The sequence below is a fragment of the Streptomyces sp. NPDC057249 genome, from assembly GCF_042669245.1.
GTDB lineage: Bacteria > Actinomycetota > Actinomycetes > Streptomycetales > Streptomycetaceae > Streptomyces.
In genome coordinates this window covers 433,888-449,752 of the sequence record NZ_JBHUXS010000003.1, presented here as the reverse complement: position 1 = coordinate 449,752, position 15,865 = coordinate 433,888, and the positions used below count along the sequence as shown (strand labels likewise).

Sequence of the window (15,865 nt, the reverse complement as noted above, 5' to 3'; positions counted from 1 at the left end):
CCGGGGCACCGGCGGGGAAGCAGCGGGTCAGTCCTTGATCTCGCAGATCACGGCGCCGGAGGAGATCGAGCTGCCGACCTCGGCGGCCAGGCTCTTGACCGTGCCGGAGCGGTGCGCGTTCAGCGGCTGCTCCATCTTCATGGCCTCCAGGACGACGATCAGGTCGCCCTCCTTGACCTCCTGGCCCTCCTCCACGGCGATCTTCACGATCGTGCCCTGCATCGGAGAGGCGAGGGTGTCGCCGGAGACCGCCGAGCCGGACTTCTTCGCCGCGCGGCGCTTGGGCTTGGCGCCCGCCGCGAGGCCGGTACGGGCCAGGCTCATGCCGAGCGAGGAGGGCAGCGAGACCTCCAGGCGCTTGCCGCCGACCTCCACGACCACCGTCTCGCGGCCGGCCTCGTCGTCGGCCTCCGCCTCGGCGGGAGCGGCGAACGGCTTGATCTCGTTGACGAACTCCGTCTCGATCCAGCGGGTGTGGACGCGGAACGGGTCGGCGGTGAACGCCGGGTCCGTCACGACCGCGCGGTGGAACGGGATGGCGGTCGCCATGCCCTCGACGTGGAACTCCGCCAGGGCGCGCGCCGCACGCTGGAGCGCCTGCTCACGCGTCGCACCGGTCACGATGAGCTTGGCGAGCAGCGAGTCCCAGGCGGGGCCGATGACCGAGCCGGACTCCACGCCCGCGTCCAGCCGGACGCCCGGACCGGTCGGCGGGTCGAACCGGGTCACCGTGCCGGGCGCCGGCAGGAAGCCCCGGCCCGGGTCCTCGCCGTTGATCCGGAACTCGAAGGAGTGACCGCGCGAGGCGGGGTCGTCGTAGCCCAGCTCCTCGCCGTCGGCGATCCGGAACATCTCGCGGACCAGGTCGATGCCGGAGACCTCCTCGGTCACCGGGTGCTCCACCTGGAGGCGCGTGTTGACCTCCAGGAAGGAGATCGTGCCGTCCATGCCGACCAGGAACTCGACCGTGCCGGCGCCGACGTAGCCGGCCTCCTTCAGGATCGCCTTGGACGCCGCGTACAGCTCGGCGTTCTGCGCGTCGGAGAGGAAGGGGGCCGGGGCCTCCTCCACCAGCTTCTGGTGGCGGCGCTGGAGCGAGCAGTCACGCGTCGAGACGACGACCACGTTGCCGTGGGAGTCGGCCAGGCACTGGGTCTCCACGTGCCGCGGCTTGTCGAGGTAGCGCTCCACGAAGCACTCCCCGCGCCCGAACGCGGCGACCGCCTCGCGGACGGCGGAGTCGTAGAGCTCCGGGATCTCCTCCAGCGTGCGGGCCACCTTCAGGCCGCGGCCGCCGCCGCCGAAGGCGGCCTTGATCGCGATCGGCAGGCCGTGCTCCTCGGCGAACGCGACGACCTCCGCGGAGCCCGAGACCGGGTCCGGGGTGCCCGCGACGAGCGGGGCGCCGGCGCGCTGCGCGATGTGGCGGGCGGCGACCTTGTCACCGAGGTCCCGGATCGCGTGCGGCGGCGGGCCGATCCACGTCAGCCCGGCATCCAGCACGGCCTGGGCGAACTCGGCGTTCTCCGAGAGGAAGCCGTAACCCGGGTGGATCGCGTCCGCCCCGGAGTCCTTGGCGGCCTGGAGCACCTTGGCGATGTCCAGGTAGCTGGCTGCCGGGGTGTCACCGCCCAGGGCGAATGCCTCGTCGGCCGCACGGACGTGCAGAGCGTCACGGTCCGGATCGGCGTAGACGGCCACGCTGCCGATACCCGCGTCCCGGCAGGCCCGGGCAACACGGACAGCGATTTCGCCACGGTTGGCGATGAGCACCTTGCGCACGATGGCTCCCTCCTTGAAACAAGCTGAGTTTAGGGACTACCGACACGGTCCTACGACCCGTCCCCAATGGTGAGCTTGCCCACACGGAGTGTGATTCGAGGCGCGCTCAAGTCGCGAAATCCCTTGTGCCACCACGGTACGCCGGGTTCTGAAACCGCACAGTAGCGATCAGGTGTGGCCCAGGTCTCTATCGGCACGGGCAGCGACTTACGGTGATTCTTTGTGGAGTTCCCACTAAGGGGTGGGCAATTCTTTGCCCGACCCACGAAAGCCCGGAGAGGCGCGGGCGCGTCCGGGTCGCGCACGGCTCTTGTCGCGGCCATTACCCGTTAGTAGGGTCCGCGCTATCGCACGTACTGCTGGTAACAGGGGATGGGTGTCATGGTGCGCAGACTGGTGGCCTTCCTGGCCGCGCTCGTGCTGGCCGTGGAGGCCGTGGGCATCGTGATCATCAACGTGGTCCTGGGCACGGTCGTGAAGAACCAGGACATGTCCCTCGCCGGTACGGACCCCGGGGCGATGTCCAAGGGCACCTGGGTGCTCGGCGGGGTGTCCGGGCTCTTCCTGCTCCTGTGCGCCGTGCTCCTGGTGCTGACGGGCGCCCGCGACCGCGCTCCGGGGCGCGTCGCCCGGATCGTGCTGATCTGCTGCGCGGTCGTCCACGGCGTGCTCGGCGCGCTGACGGTCGGGCTCGTCGGCTGGGCGGCGTTCGCCTGGATGACGGCGGTGCTCGGTCTGATCGTGCTCGCCCTGGTGGCGTACGGTCCCGAGCCGGCCGGTCCCGAGGCCCGGCCCGAGCCCCAGCCCGAGCAGCCGGCCGCGCCCGCGCCGGCCTGAGGGCCGCTCAGGCCCAGAGGTCGGTGACCGCGATCCCCAGCTCGGCCAGCAGGCGGCGGAGCAGCGGCAGCGAGAGCCCGATGACGTTGCCCGGGTCGCCCTCGATGGAGTCCACGAACGGCGCCGAGCGCCCGTCCAGCGTGAAGGCCCCCGCCACGTGCAGCGGTTCGCCGGAGGCCACGTAGGCGGCGATCTCGGCGTCGGTCGGCTCCCCGAAGCGCACCGTGGTGGACGCCGTCCGCGAGACCGTGCGGCCGGTCGTGGTGTCCGTCAGGCTGTGCCCGGTTTGCAGGATTCCGGCCCGGCCGCGCATCGACTTCCAGCGGGCGGTGGCCTCCTCGGCGTCGGCCGGCTTGCCGAGCGCCTGTCCGTCGAGCTCCAGCACCGAGTCGCAGCCGATCACCAGGGCGCCGGCGGCCTCGGGGAGCGCGGCGACGACGGCGGCCTTGGCCTCGGCGAGGACGAGGGCGAGTTCGGCGGGGGTGGGGGCGGTGAGGGCGTCCTCGTCGACGCCGCTGACGATGACTTCCGGCTGGAAGCCGGACTGGCGGAGCAGGTTGAGGCGGGCCGGGGAGGCGGAGGCGAGGACGAGGCGCTGGGCGGTCATGACCGCCATGGTACGGACGCCGGGTACGTACGGGTTCGTTGCGGGGGCGCTGCCCCCGGGCCCCGCTCCTCAATCGCCGGAGGGGCTTGATCTGCCCGCCGGGGGAGCGATTGCGTCTGCGGGAGGCAGATGGATGATCAGCGCGTGCCGAGCACGAACATCGCGACGACCATCGCCAGGGCCAGGATCAGGCCCGCGCGGCGCATCATCGTCTCCGCGTCGCGGAGTTCCTTGGGGGGTTTGTTCTCGGGGTCGGACCAGAGCATGGCTCGATCCTGCTGCGGACGGCTCGGGCGGCGCCTGAGTACGCGTACTCAACCGCCGCCCGCACCACGTCACCAGCGGTTACGCGGGCCAGTACGTACGGGCCCAGGCGCGCGGGCCCGGCAGATGGCGGCCGCGCCGGGCCAGGCGGCTCGGATGGGACCAGCCGGCCGGCGGCTGCGGGGCTTCGGACCGCGCCGCGGACATCGCGGCGGCACGTGCCCGGACGACCGCGAGCGCGGCGGCCAGCTCCTCCGGGGTCGGGTTGCCCCGTATGACCTTGATCATGGCCAGGACCTTTTCTAGAGGGGGATGTTGCCGTGCTTCTTGGGCGGCAGGGACTCGCGCTTGGTGCGGAGCTGGCGCAGGCCCTTCACGATGTGGGCCCGGGTGTCGGACGGCATGATCACCGCGTCCACGTACCCGCGCTCGGCCGCCACGTACGGGTTGAGGAGCGTGTCCTCGTAGTCCGCGATCAGTTCGGCGCGGGTGGCCTCCTGATCCTCGGCGGCGGCGATCGTACGGCGGTGCAGGATGTTCACCGCGCCCTGCGCGCCCATGACGGCGATCTGCGCGGTCGGCCAGGCGAGATTGATGTCGGCGCCCAGGTGCTTGGAGCCCATGACGTCGTACGCGCCGCCGAACGCCTTGCGCGTGATCACCGTGATCAGCGGGACCGTCGCCTCCGCGTACGCGAAGATCAGCTTGGCGCCGCGCCGGATGATGCCGCCGTACTCCTGGTCGACGCCCGGCAGGAAGCCCGGCACGTCCACGAAGGTCAGCACCGGCACGTTGAACGCGTCGCAGGTGCGGACGAAACGGGCCGCCTTCTCGCTCGCGTCGATGTCCAGACAGCCGGCGAACTGCATCGGCTGGTTGGCGACGACACCGACCGGGTAGCCCTCGACCCGGCCGAAGCCCGTGATGATGTTCGGCGCGAACAGGGCCTGGGTCTCCAGGAATTCGCCGTCGTCCAGCACGTGCTCGATCGCGGTGTGCATGTCGTACGGCTGGTTCGCCGAGTCCGGGATCAGCGTGTCGAGCTCGCGGTCCTCGTCGCTGACCGAGAGGTCGGCCTCCTCCGGGAAGGCCGGGGCCTCGGAGAGGTTGTTCGACGGGAGGTAGGACAGCAGCGACTTGACGTACTCGATGGCGTCCTTCTCGTCGCCCGCCATGTGGTGCGCGACGCCCGAGGTGGTGTTGTGCGTACGGGCTCCGCCCAGCTCCTCGAAGCCGACGTCCTCACCGGTGACCGTCTTGATGACGTCGGGGCCCGTGATGAACATGTGCGAGGTCTGGTCGACCATCACCGTGAAGTCGGTGATCGCGGGGGAGTACACCGCGCCGCCCGCGCACGGGCCGACGATCAGCGAGATCTGCGGGACCACACCCGAGGCGTGCACATTGCGCCGGAAGATCTCGGCGAAGAGCCCCAGCGCCGCCACGCCCTCCTGGATGCGGGCGCCGCCGCCGTCGTTGATGCCGATGACCGGGCAGCCGGTCTTCAGCGCGAAGTCCATCACCTTGACGATCTTCTCACCGTAGACCTCGCCCAGCGAGCCGCCGAAGATCGTGAAGTCCTGCGAGTACACGCAGACGGGACGGCCGTCGACCGTGCCGTAGCCGGTGACGACGCCGTCCCCGTACGGCCGGTTCTTCTCGATGCCGAAGTTGGTCGAGCGGTGCCGGGCGAACTCGTCGAGCTCCACGAAGGAACCCTCGTCGAGCAGCAGCCCGACGCGCTCGCGCGCCGTCAGCTTGCCCTTCGCGTGCTGCTTCTCCACCGCGCGCGCCGACCCGGCGTGGGTCGCCTCTTCGATACGGCGCTGCAGGTCCGCGAGCTTGCCCGCGGTCGTGTGGACGTCGGTCTCTTCCGGCTCGGACATCGGGTGGCGGCTCCCTGCCTGGTCACGGGGACGACTTGGCTGCTGATCTGCTGACGAACAGCTACTGAGCCGTAGCGTATCGGCGCGGATACGGTTCGGCAGTGCGTCCTTTGACACACCTAGGGTGGCTTGCATGACACCTTCGGATGCGCCACAGAGCCGTTGGTCGGACCTCGACCGGCCGCCCCTCAACGTCCCCGCGCTGCGCCGCGGACTGCTGCGGCCCGGCTCGCTGTGGACCGCGCTCGACGTGGTCGAGTCGACCGGCTCCACCAACACGGATCTCGCCGCGCGCGCGGCGGACCTCACCGAGGGCACGGTCCTCGTCGCCGAGGAGCAGACCGCCGGGCGCGGGCGTCTGGAGCGCACCTGGACCGCCCCGGCCCGCTCCGGCCTCTTCTTCTCGGTCTACCTGGCGCCGGGCGACGTGCCCGCCGAGCGCTGGGGCTGGCTGCCGCTGCTGACCGGCGTCGCGGCGGCGACCGGCCTCGCGCGTGCGGCGGGCGTCGACATGGCCCTGAAGTGGCCCAACGACCTGCTGGTCTCAGTGGACGGCCAGGAGCGCAAGACCGGCGGCATCCTCGCGGAGCGGGCCGGTGACGGCGTCGTCATCGGCATCGGCCTCAACGTCTCGCTGCGCGCCGACGAGCTCCCCGCCCCCACCGCCGCCTCGCTCGCCCTGGCCGGCGCGGTCTCCACCGACCGCGAGACGCTGCTGCGGGGCGTCCTGCGGTCCCTGGAGCACTGGTACGGGCTCTGGCGCGACGCGGACGGCGACGCGGCGGCGAGCGGGGTGCAGGAGGCGTACGCGGCGGGCTGCGCGACCCTCGGCAAGGCCGTACGGGCGCAGCTGCCCGGCGACCGCACGCTCACCGGCGAGGCCGTCGCCGTCGACGGGGACGGCCGGCTCGTCCTGTCCACCGGCGACGGACTGCGCGAGCCGGTCTCCGCGGGCGACATCGTGCACCTGCGGGGCGCGGCGGGCGGCCTGACCTGAACCCGGGGCGCCCCGGGCTCGTGCCCTGAGGACGTGAGGTAGGGCACACCTGCCGTATCGTTGAGGTGATCCACCGACGGACAGATCGGCAGGGCAGTGCGCAGGGAACGGGCAGGAGGCGGCTGGTGACCGTCGACGACACGACCTCCGGCGATGGCGCGCAGCAGTCACCGGACTCCTCGGTGCACGCCACACCGCACCACGAAGTCGACCACACGGCCGAGCCGACCGACGACCCCCTCGCGATCCGGCTGGAACAGCTGATCCTGGGCGCCGACCGGCGGTACACCCCGTTCCAGGCGGCCCGCACGGCCGGCGTCTCCATGGACCTGGCCTCCCGCTTCTGGCGGGCCATGGGCTTCGCGGACATCGGGCAGGCCAAGGCGCTCACCGAGGCCGACGTACTGGCCCTGCGGCGGCTCTCCGGCCTGGTGGAGGCCGGGCTGCTCAGCGAGCCGATGGCGATCCAGGTCGCCCGGTCGACCGGGCAGACCACCGCCCGGCTGGCCGAATGGCAGATCGACTCCTTCCTGGAGGGCCTCACCGAGCCCCCCGAGCCGGGCATGACCCGCACCGAGGTCACCTACCCCCTGGTCGAGCTGCTCCTGCCGGAGCTGGAGGAGTTCCTGGTGTACGTGTGGCGGCGCCAGCTCGCCGCCGCCACGGGCCGGGTCGTGCAGGCGGCCGACGACGACGAGATGGTCGACCGGCGCCTCGCCGTGGGCTTCGCGGATCTCGTCGGCTTCACCCGGCTCACCCGCCGCCTGGAGGAGGAGGAGCTCGGCGAGCTCGTCGAGTCCTTCGAGACCACCTGCGCCGACCTGGTCGCGGCGCACGGCGGCCGGCTCATCAAGACCCTCGGCGACGAGGTCCTGTTCGCCGCCGACGACGCGGGGACCGCGGCCGAGATCGCGCTGCGCCTGGTGGAGGCGATGACCGTGGACGAGACCATGCCGGCGCTCCGGGTCGGGATCGCCTTCGGCACGGTCACCACCCGGATGGGCGATGTCTTCGGCACCACGGTGAACCTGGCCAGCCGGCTCACCTCGATAGCGCCCAAGGACGCGGTGCTGGTCGACGGGGCGTTCGCCGAGGAGCTGACGCGCACGGGCGACGCCCCGGTCTCCGAGGCCCGGGCGGCGGAGGAGGCCGCGGCGGCGGCCGAGCGGGCCGAGCAGGAGGGCCCGGACGCCGAGGTGGTCCCGGTGCCGAAGTACCGCTACGGCCTCCAGCCGATGTGGCAGCGCCCGGTCCGCGGCCTCGGCGTGGTCGAACCCTGGCTGCTGGCCCGGCGCGGCACGTCCTGAATCCGTTCCGCACACCCTTTCGGGGAAGAGCTCTAGGATTCCTGCGGTAACGCTCGTTAACCGACAGGGGTGCAGCATGACCGTCACGTCCGAGCAGCGGTTCGGGGAGTTCGTCGTCGTCCGGGCCCACGAGGGGCTCGATCACGTCGCCGAGCTGGTTCTGGACCGGCCGAAGGCCATGAACGCGGTGTCCACGGACATGGCCCGCTCGATCGCCGCCGCCTGTGACGCGCTCGCCGCCGACCGGGACGTACGCGTCACCGTCCTGACCTCCAGCCACGAGCGGGCGTTCTGCGTGGGCGCGGACCTCAAGGAGCGCAACTCCTTCAGCGACGCCGACCTGGTGCGCCAGCGGCCCACCGCGCGCGCCGCCTACACCGGTGTGCTGGAACTGCCCATGCCGACGATCGCCGCCGTGCACGGCTTCGCCCTGGGCGGCGGCTTCGAGCTGGCCCTCTCCTGCGACCTGATCGTCGCCGACCCGACCGCCCTGGTGGGCCTGCCCGAGGTCTCCGTCGGCGTCATCCCGGGCGGCGGCGGCACCCAGCTCCTGCCCCGCCGGGTCGGGGCCGCGCGCGCCGCGGAGCTGATCTTCAGCGCCCGCCGGGTGCAGGGCCCCGAGGCCCGGGAGCTGGGTCTGGTGGACGAGCTGGTGGCGGAGGGCGAGGACCGGGCCGAGGCGCTGGCGCTGGCCGGCCGGATCGCCGCGCACTCGCCGGTCGGGCTGCGGGCGGCCAAGCGGGCGCTGCGGCTCGGGCACGGGCTCGACCTGCGGGCGGGCCTGGAGGTCGAGGACTCCGCGTGGCGGTCGGTGGCCTTCTCCGGGGACCGGGCGGAGGGCGTGGCCGCGTTCAACGAGAAGCGGAAGGCGAACTGGCCGGGGGAGTGACCCTGGGTGTCCGCTCCCGGGCGAAATGATCACGCTCCGGAGTCGCCGAGTGATCGCGGAGCTCATATCGCCCTAAACTGGCGCAATGGGTGGTGACGACGCACGACTGCGCGCCGTGGTCTCGCTGGCGCAGGCGATGGCCGCGGCGCAGACGCCCCGGGGGTGCTGGCGAGCGGCCGCCCTGGGGGCCTGCGAGGCGCTGGGCGGCGGCTTCGCCGCGCTCTCGGTCTGGGAGCGCGACCGGGGCCGGCTGAAGGTCCTGGTCAACGCGGGTGAGCGGGCCGAGGGCGAGGAGGAGTTCCCCGAGGAGGAGGTCTACCCGGTCCACCGGTTCCCGGAGATCACCGAGTTCCTGCACGAGCGGTGGGCCGGGGGCGGCGAGCCGGACGCCTGGGTGGAGACCGCCGGGGGTCCGGTGGAGGACGACCCCGGGCCCGGGGCGGCCGGTGCGCGCGGGTACGGGCCCGGCTACTGCCACCAGCGGGTCGCGGCACTGCGCCGGCGCGGGCGCGGCTGCTGCGTGGTCGCGCCGATCGTGCTGCACGGGCGGGCCTGGGGCGAGCTGTACGTGGCGCGGCCGGTGGGCGCACCGGTCTTCGGGCGGGCGGACGCCGACTTCGCGACGGTGCTGGCCGCCGTGGTGGCCGCCGGGCTCGCCCAGACCGAGCGCCTGGAGGAGGTCCGCAAGCTGGCCTTCACCGACCCGCTGACCGGCCTCGCCAACCGCAGGGCCGTCGATGTGCGGCTCGACGAGGCCCTGGAGCGGCACCGGGCGGACGGCGCGGTGGTGAGCCTGGTCGTCTGTGACCTGAACGGGCTGAAGTGGGTCAACGACACCCATGGCCACGCGGTGGGCGACCGGCTGCTGGAACGTTTCGGCTCGGTGCTGTCCCGGTGCGGGGCGATACTGCCCGGCGCGCTGGCGGCCCGGCTGGGCGGCGACGAGTTCTGCCTGCTGGCGGTGGGGCCCGGGGCGGACGAGGTGGTCGCCGTGGCCGCCGAGCTGTGCGAGCGGGCGGCCGGGCTCGACTTCGGCAACGGGGTCGCCTGCGGAATCGCGTCCACCGGTGACGACATCGGGCCGGTGGTCTCGGCCCGGCGGCTGTTCCGGCTGGCGGACGCGGCGCAGTACCGGGCGAAGGCGGCCCGCGCGGAGCGCCCGGTGGTGGCGGGGCGCGACGACGAGGTCATCCGGCTGGCGGACTCCCCGCCGAAGCCCCCGCACGACCGCCGCCGCCTGCGCGGCAGCCGGCCCGAGCCGTGAGCCGTACCGGCGCGACCGGCGTAAGGGTCCCACCCGCCGACCACTGGTGACATGAAGGGTTTCAATCCGTACGCTGCTGAATATGGATATGCATACAGTCGTGGTGGGGACGTCCGGCACCACTGCTCAGGACGTCATCGCCGTGGCCCGCGGCAACGCCCGTGTCGAGCTCTCCGCCGACGCGGTGGCCGCGCTGGCCGCCGCCCGCGAGATCGTGGACGCGCTCGCCGCCAAGCCCGAGCCGGTCTACGGCGTCTCGACCGGCTTCGGCGCCCTGGCCAGCCGCCACATCAGCCCGGAGCTGCGCGCGCAGCTCCAGCGCAACATCGTCCGCTCGCACGCCGCCGGCATGGGCCCGCGCGTCGAGCGCGAGGTCGTCCGGGCGCTGATGTTCCTCCGGCTGAAGACGGTCGCCTCCGGGCACACCGGCGTACGGCCCGAGGTCGCGCAGACCATGGCCGACGTGCTGAACGCCGGGATCACCCCCGTCGTCCACGAGTACGGCTCGCTCGGCTGCTCCGGCGACCTGGCGCCCCTGTCGCACTGCGCGCTCGCTCTGATGGGCGAGGGCGACGCGGAGGGCCCCGACGGCACCGTCCGCCCGGCCGGCGAACTGCTCGCCGCGCACGGCATCGCCCCGGTCGAGCTGCGCGAGAAGGAGGGCCTGGCCCTCCTCAACGGCACCGACGGCATGCTGGGCATGCTGATCATGGCCCTCGCCGATCTGCGGACGCTCTACACCTCGGCCGACATCACCGCCGCCCTCTCGCTGGAGGCCCTGCTCGGCACGGACAAGGTCCTCGCCCCCGAGCTGCACGCCATCCGCCCGCACCCCGGCCAGGGCGCCAGCGCGGACAACATGCTGCGGGTGCTGGCCGGGTCCGGTCTCACGGGGCGGCACGCCGAGGTCACGGGCGACGCGCCGCGCGTCCAGGACGCCTACTCGGTGCGGTGCGCGCCGCAGGTCAACGGGGCCGGCCGGGACACCCTCGCGTACGCCGCGACCGTCGCCGACCGCGAGCTGGCCGCCGCCGTGGACAACCCGGTGGTGCTTCCCGATGGCCGGGTGGAGTCCAACGGCAACTTCCACGGGGCGCCCGTCGCGTACGTCCTGGACTTCCTGGCCATCGCCGCCGCGGACCTGGGCTCGATCACCGAGCGCCGGACCGACCGGCTGCTCGACAAGAACCGCTCGCACGGGCTGCCGCCGTTCCTGGCCGACGACGCGGGCGTCGACTCCGGTCTGATGATCGCCCAGTACACCCAGGCCGCCCTGGTCAGCGAGATGAAGCGGCTCGCCGTCCCGGCCTCCGCCGACTCCATCCCGTCCTCCGCGATGCAGGAGGACCACGTCTCCATGGGCTGGTCCGCCGCGCGCAAGCTGCGTACCGCCGTGGACAACCTCGCCCGGATCGTCGCCGTCGAGATGTACGCGGCGGCCCGCGCCGTCGAGCTGCGCGGCCGGCAGGGGCTGACCCCGGCCCCCGCCACGCGCGCCGTCATCGAGGCGCTGCGGGCCGCCGGTGTCGAGGGCCCGGGGCCCGACCGCTTCCTGTCGCCGGACCTGGCCGCCGCCGACGCCTTCGTACGGGCGGGCGGGCTGGTCTCCGCCGTGGAGCCGGTCACCGGGCCGCTGGCCTGAGACCCATCTCGGGGAGCGCGCCGGAAGCCGCGTCGGCGCCCGTTGTCGCCGCCGCGCCGGGCGCCGTGCCCGTATCGCCCGTGGCGTTGGCCGACGGGACGAACCACAGGGCGCACAGCAGCGCCGCCGCGGCGGCGGCGGTCAGGAGCGGGCGGCGGGCGATAGCCACGGAATCGGTCCCCCTAGGGTCTTTCGTTCGGGTCAGGCTGGATCAGGGAGCGGGGCGTGGTGCGTGCGGCTGCAAGGCGGAGGAGGGCGACAACGCGGAGCGTTGGCAACCGACGACAACGCCGCAGACGTGCGTGCCACGCCCCGCGAGCCCAGCATGATCCGAACGAAAGACCCTAGGGCCTGAGGTCCAGTGTGGCCCGATGCTAGGGCCTGTCATTCGGATCACGCCAGGGCCGGTGCGCGCGCATGACGGTGAGGCCGTGAGGGAAGGCGTGCACGACGAAGGGCGCCCGCGCGTCCCGCACAATGGGAGGGAGGGTGACGGCTGCGGCGGCCCGGAGCGGCGGGCCCGACCTGCGGGAAGAAAGCCCCCGCCCGCTCACGGCGGACCGGAGCCGGTCCGTGTCGCGGACGCGGGAACCACCGCCCCCGGCGCGGCGTCGAAGAGTGGTGTTCCCCACACATTCGACGCACGTGGAACGGGGATCCCGTACAAGGGGTTCTTGGAACATTGACGGGGTTGCGCCGTTGGGCGGCCTTGTTCGGGGTTTTTGGGGATTTCGGCAACGATGGAGAAGCGTGTGATGACGGACAGCAAGCGGCGCAAGGGCCTGATGGCCGCGTCCGCACTGCTCGGCGGCGTACTGGTGCTTTCCGCCTGTGACGACGGCGGCGACAAGGGCGGTCCCAGCCCCGAGAGCTCGAAGTCCCAGGCGGCCGACGTCGACAAGGCGGCGGCCCAGGAGACCTCCGAGGCGCAGATAACGATCGTGCCCAAGAACGGCGCGACCAACGCGAGCATCAACAACGCCGCCAAGGTCACCGTCGCCAAGGGCAAGCTGACCTCCGTCACCATGACCACCAGGGACGGCAAGAGCGTCGCGGGCACCCTCTCCGCCGACGGCACGAGCTGGAAGCCGGACGCCCAGCTGGAGCGCTCGACCACCTACAAGGTCAGCGCCACGGCGAAGGACGCCAAGGGCCGCGAGGCCCACGAGAACTCCTCCTTCACCACGGTCTCGCCCGACAACAGCTTCATCGGGAACTTCACCCCCGAGGACGGCTCCACGGTCGGCGTCGGCATGCCCGTCTCGATCAACTTCAACAAGCCGATCACCGACACCAAGGCCGTCCAGGACGGCATCAAGGTGACCTCCAGCAGCGGCCAGGAAGTCGTCGGCCACTGGTTCAACAACCAGCGCCTCGACCTGCGTCCCGAGAACTACTGGCAGGCCGGCTCGACCGTCACCCTGAAGCTGTCCCTGGACGGCGTCGAGGGCGCGGACGGCGTCTACGGCGTCCAGCAGAAGACGGTCACCTTCAAGGTCGGCCGCGCGCAGGTCTCCACGGTGGACGCCAAGACGCACATGATGACCGTCACCCGGGACGGCAAGACGATCAAGACCATCCCGATCTCCTCGGGCTCGCCCGACAACCCCACGTACAACGGCCAGATGGTGATCTCCGAGAAGTACAAGGAGACCCGGATGAACGGCGCCACCGTCGGCTTCACGGACGACGACGGCAAGGGCGAGTACGACATCAAGGACGTGCCGCACGCCATGCGGCTGTCCACGTCGGGCACCTTCATCCACGGCAACTACTGGGGCAAGGGCATCTTCGGCAAGGTCAACACCAGCCACGGCTGCGTCGGCCTGGCGGACGCCAAGGGCGCCGGCGACCCCGACACGCCCGCCGCCTGGTTCTACAACAACTCCATGATCGGCGACGTCGTCATCGTCAAGAACTCCCCGGACAAGACGATCCAGCCCTCCAACGGCCTCAACGGCTGGAACATGAGCTGGGCCGAGTGGACGGCGGGCTCCACCGCCTGACCGGCCCGCGGGCCGAACCCCACCCCGTACGCCGAAGGCGGCGGCACCGGACTCCGGTGCCGCCGCCTTCGGCGTACACACTGTTCTCATCCGGCTCTCATGGCGGCCTTAACCCGGCATCACGAGCCGCTCCTAGCCTCGCGCCATGTTCTTCACCTACCTCCGGCGCGAGCTGCGCCGCCGCAGAAAGGCGGCGCTCGTCGTCGCCTCCGGGCTCGCCCTCGGCATTGCGCTGGTCATCGTCGTCAGCTCCGTCTCCTCGGGCATGGGCAAGGCCCAGGACAAGGTCCTCGAATCGCTGTACGGGCTCGGCACGGACATGACCGTCACCAAGGCGGCCACCGCGCCCAAGTCCGGTTCCACCGGCCGCCCCAGGTTCGAGTTCGACGCCAAGGACAACGACGACGACGCGACCCAGAGCACGGACCGGGTCATGGTCCAGGGCTTCCAGACCCTGGCCTCCTCCACGGTCACCGAGGTCGGCGAGCAGGACGGCGTCGCCGGCGCGGTCGGCGGGCTGAGCCTGTCCGTCATGAAGGTGGACGGGCAGTTCAAGCGCGGCGAGTTCAAGCAGGGGGGCGGTACGAGCCAGGGCGGCGGACGCGGCCCCGGCGGCGGCAGCGGCATGCCGCAGGGCGAGGTCGAGGGCGGCGGCGCCTCCTTCGACGTCAACTCCTACACCGTGTACGGAACCGACGTCACCCAGCAGGACCTCGGCCCGCTCACCTCCTCGAAGATCACCTCCGGCCGGACGTTCAAGACGACCGAGACGAATGCCAAGGTGGCCGTGGTCGATGCCGCGTACGCCGAGGAGAAGACCCTCGCCACCGGCAAGACCGTGACGATCCACGGCACGAAGTTCACGGTCATCGGCGTCTCGACGGCCGACAGCGGCGACGCCGCCGCCAACGTCTACATCCCGCTCCAGCAGGCCCAGACCCTGTCCGACTCGAAGGACAAGGTCACCACGGTCTACGTGAAGGCCGCGGACTCCCAGCGGATCGACACCGTCAAGTCGGCCATCCAGAAGAACATCTCCGGCACCACGGTCACCACCTCCGCCGACCTCGCGGACACCGTCTCCGGCTCCCTGTCCACCGCGTCCGACCTGGCCGCAGGCGTCGGCAAGTGGCTGTCCCTCGCGGTCCTGGCCGCCGCGTTCCTGGTCGCCGGGCTCCTCACCTCCTCCGCCGTCAGCCGCCGGGTGCGCGAATTCGGCACGCTGAAGGCCCTCGGCTGGAAGAGCGGCCGGGTCACCCGCCAGGTCGTCGGCGAGGCCCTGGTCAACGGCCTCGTCGGCGGCGTCCTCGGCATCGCCGTCGGCCTGGCCGGCGCCTACGCGGTCACCGCCGTCAGCCCCACGCTCACCGCGGAGCTGGGCTCCTCCTCCGGCGGCGGGATGCGCGGCGGCATGATGGGCGGCGGCGGCCCGGGCCGGCAGAGCGCGTCCAAGGCCCTCGACATCGCGCTCACCGCGCCCGTCTCGCTCTCCGTCATCCTCACCGCCGTCGCCCTGGCCGTGGCGGGCGGGCTGATCGCGGGGGCCTTCGGCGGCTGGCGCGCATCCCGGCTGCGCCCGGCGGACGCGCTCCGCCGCGTCGAGTAGCAGCCCGGACCCCACACCCCGTCAGGAGAACACCCATGTACACGCTTCACGGCGTCACCAAGCAGTACCGGCGCGGCAAGTCCACCGTGCACGCCCTCGCCGGCGTCGACCTCACCATCGAGGACGGCGGCCGTCTGGTCATCCAGGGCCCCACCGGCGGCGGCAAGTCCACCCTGCTCCAGATGCTCGGCGGCCTGGACCGGCCCACCGCCGGGAGCATCGAGCTCGACGGCGTGGATCTGGCGAAGCTCGGCGAGGCCAGGCTCACCAAGGTGCGCGCCGAGAACATCGGCTTCGTCTTCCAGAGCTTCAACCTCATCCCGACGCTCACCGCCCAGGAGAACGTGGAGACCGCGCTCGTCCCCCTCGGCGTCAAGGCGTCCGAGCGGCGCGCGAGAGCCGCCGAGGCGCTGGACTCCGTCGGGCTCGGCGAGCGGCTGGGCCATGTGCCCGGCGAGATGTCCGGCGGCCAGCAGCAGCGCGTCGCCATCGCCCGGGCCCTGGTCAAACGGCCCAAGGTGCTCCTCGCGGACGAGCCCACCGGCAACCTGGACGAGTCCATGCGCGACGAGATCATGGAGGTCCTGGAGACCCTGTGGAAGGAGCACGGGCTCACCTTCGTCATGGTCACCCATGACAGCGCCATCGCCCGCCGCGCCCCGCGCCTGGCCACCATCCGCAAGGGCAAGGTCACCATCACGGAGAACGCCGCGGCCTGACCGCGTGACCTCACCTGACCGCATGACCTCAGGGGTAATCGACGCCCTCGGGCGCCCCC

At 72.2% G+C, this 15,865-nt stretch carries 15 protein-coding genes; 9 read left to right on the top strand and 6 right to left on the bottom strand.

Features of this window, described 5'->3' with window-relative positions; translation table 11 throughout:
• Positions 1-27: 27 nt before the first annotated feature.
• Positions 28-1,782, bottom strand: coding sequence for an acetyl/propionyl/methylcrotonyl-CoA carboxylase subunit alpha (locus ACFUJY_RS08590; RefSeq protein WP_383296421.1), 1,755 nt, complete (start codon positions 1,780-1,782; stop codon positions 28-30).
• Between the two features lie 372 nt (positions 1,783-2,154).
• Here ACFUJY_RS08590 and ACFUJY_RS08585 point away from each other — a divergent pair, with 372 nt between their 5' ends.
• Entirely contained in the window at positions 2,155-2,619 is a 465-nt protein-coding gene (locus tag ACFUJY_RS08585; protein WP_383296419.1) for a hypothetical protein, read from the top strand.
• 7 nt (positions 2,620-2,626) lie between these two features.
• Here ACFUJY_RS08585 and ACFUJY_RS08580 read toward each other — a convergent pair whose 3' ends face one another.
• The 4 genes from ACFUJY_RS08580 to ACFUJY_RS08565 all read right to left on the bottom strand — a co-directional run bounded on the left by ACFUJY_RS08580 (position 2,627) and on the right by ACFUJY_RS08565 (position 5,376).
• Positions 2,627-3,235, bottom strand: a complete 609-nt coding sequence (locus ACFUJY_RS08580; protein ID WP_383296416.1) for a Maf family protein — start codon at positions 3,233-3,235, stop codon at positions 2,627-2,629.
• Between the two features lie 128 nt (positions 3,236-3,363).
• Positions 3,364-3,492 carry a morphogenic membrane protein MmpB gene (gene mmpB, locus ACFUJY_RS08575; protein ID WP_018101029.1) on the bottom strand — a complete coding sequence of 43 codons (129 nt, stop codon included), beginning with the start codon at positions 3,490-3,492 and terminating at the stop codon, positions 3,364-3,366.
• A gap of 79 nt (positions 3,493-3,571) precedes the next feature.
• A complete protein-coding gene (locus tag ACFUJY_RS08570; RefSeq protein ID WP_383296413.1) occupies positions 3,572-3,778 on the bottom strand; it encodes an acyl-CoA carboxylase epsilon subunit in 207 nt (68 codons plus the stop codon).
• 14 nt (positions 3,779-3,792) lie between these two features.
• Entirely contained in the window at positions 3,793-5,376 is a 1,584-nt protein-coding gene (locus ACFUJY_RS08565; RefSeq protein ID WP_383296411.1) for an acyl-CoA carboxylase subunit beta, read from the bottom strand.
• Positions 5,377-5,509: 133 nt separating this feature from the next.
• Between ACFUJY_RS08565 and ACFUJY_RS08560 the strand changes: the two genes are divergently transcribed.
• The 5 genes from ACFUJY_RS08560 to hutH all read left to right on the top strand — a co-directional run bounded on the left by ACFUJY_RS08560 (position 5,510) and on the right by hutH (position 11,475).
• Positions 5,510-6,373 (top strand): biotin--[acetyl-CoA-carboxylase] ligase, encoded by an 864-nt coding sequence (locus tag ACFUJY_RS08560; RefSeq protein ID WP_383296408.1) that lies wholly within the window; start codon positions 5,510-5,512, stop codon positions 6,371-6,373.
• 125 nt (positions 6,374-6,498) lie between these two features.
• Entirely contained in the window at positions 6,499-7,680 is a 1,182-nt protein-coding gene (locus tag ACFUJY_RS08555; RefSeq protein ID WP_383296405.1) for an adenylate/guanylate cyclase domain-containing protein, read from the top strand.
• Positions 7,681-7,756: 76 nt separating this feature from the next.
• The gene (locus tag ACFUJY_RS08550) at positions 7,757-8,569 is read left to right on the top strand and encodes an enoyl-CoA hydratase/isomerase family protein (RefSeq protein WP_383296402.1); all 813 of its coding nucleotides are present in this window, start codon (positions 7,757-7,759) and stop codon (positions 8,567-8,569) included.
• An 85-nt stretch (positions 8,570-8,654) separates the two neighbouring features.
• Positions 8,655-9,833, top strand: a complete 1,179-nt coding sequence (locus ACFUJY_RS08545; protein ID WP_383296400.1) for a diguanylate cyclase domain-containing protein — start codon at positions 8,655-8,657, stop codon at positions 9,831-9,833.
• Positions 9,834-9,921: 88 nt separating this feature from the next.
• Positions 9,922-11,475, top strand: coding sequence for a histidine ammonia-lyase (hutH, locus tag ACFUJY_RS08540; RefSeq protein ID WP_383296511.1), 1,554 nt, complete (start codon positions 9,922-9,924; stop codon positions 11,473-11,475).
• On the opposite strand, the gene ACFUJY_RS08535 is transcribed toward hutH, so the two are convergent.
• Complete coding sequence (locus ACFUJY_RS08535; RefSeq protein ID WP_383296398.1) at positions 11,456-11,644, bottom strand: hypothetical protein; 189 nt, start codon at positions 11,642-11,644, stop codon at positions 11,456-11,458. The two genes, hutH and ACFUJY_RS08535, sit on opposite strands and share 20 nt — an antisense overlap.
• Positions 11,645-12,215: 571 nt before the next feature.
• On the opposite strand from ACFUJY_RS08535, the gene ACFUJY_RS08530 reads away from it, so the two are divergent.
• From ACFUJY_RS08530 to ACFUJY_RS08520, 3 genes are all read left to right on the top strand, one after another.
• Complete coding sequence (locus ACFUJY_RS08530; protein ID WP_383296395.1) at positions 12,216-13,481, top strand: Ig-like domain-containing protein; 1,266 nt, start codon at positions 12,216-12,218, stop codon at positions 13,479-13,481.
• Positions 13,482-13,626: 145 nt separating this feature from the next.
• Positions 13,627-15,087, top strand: a complete 1,461-nt coding sequence (locus tag ACFUJY_RS08525) for an ABC transporter permease (protein ID WP_383296392.1) — start codon at positions 13,627-13,629, stop codon at positions 15,085-15,087.
• Between the two features lie 35 nt (positions 15,088-15,122).
• The gene (locus ACFUJY_RS08520) at positions 15,123-15,806 is read left to right on the top strand and encodes an ABC transporter ATP-binding protein (protein WP_383296389.1); all 684 of its coding nucleotides are present in this window, start codon (positions 15,123-15,125) and stop codon (positions 15,804-15,806) included.
• Positions 15,807-15,865 lie beyond the last annotated feature (59 nt).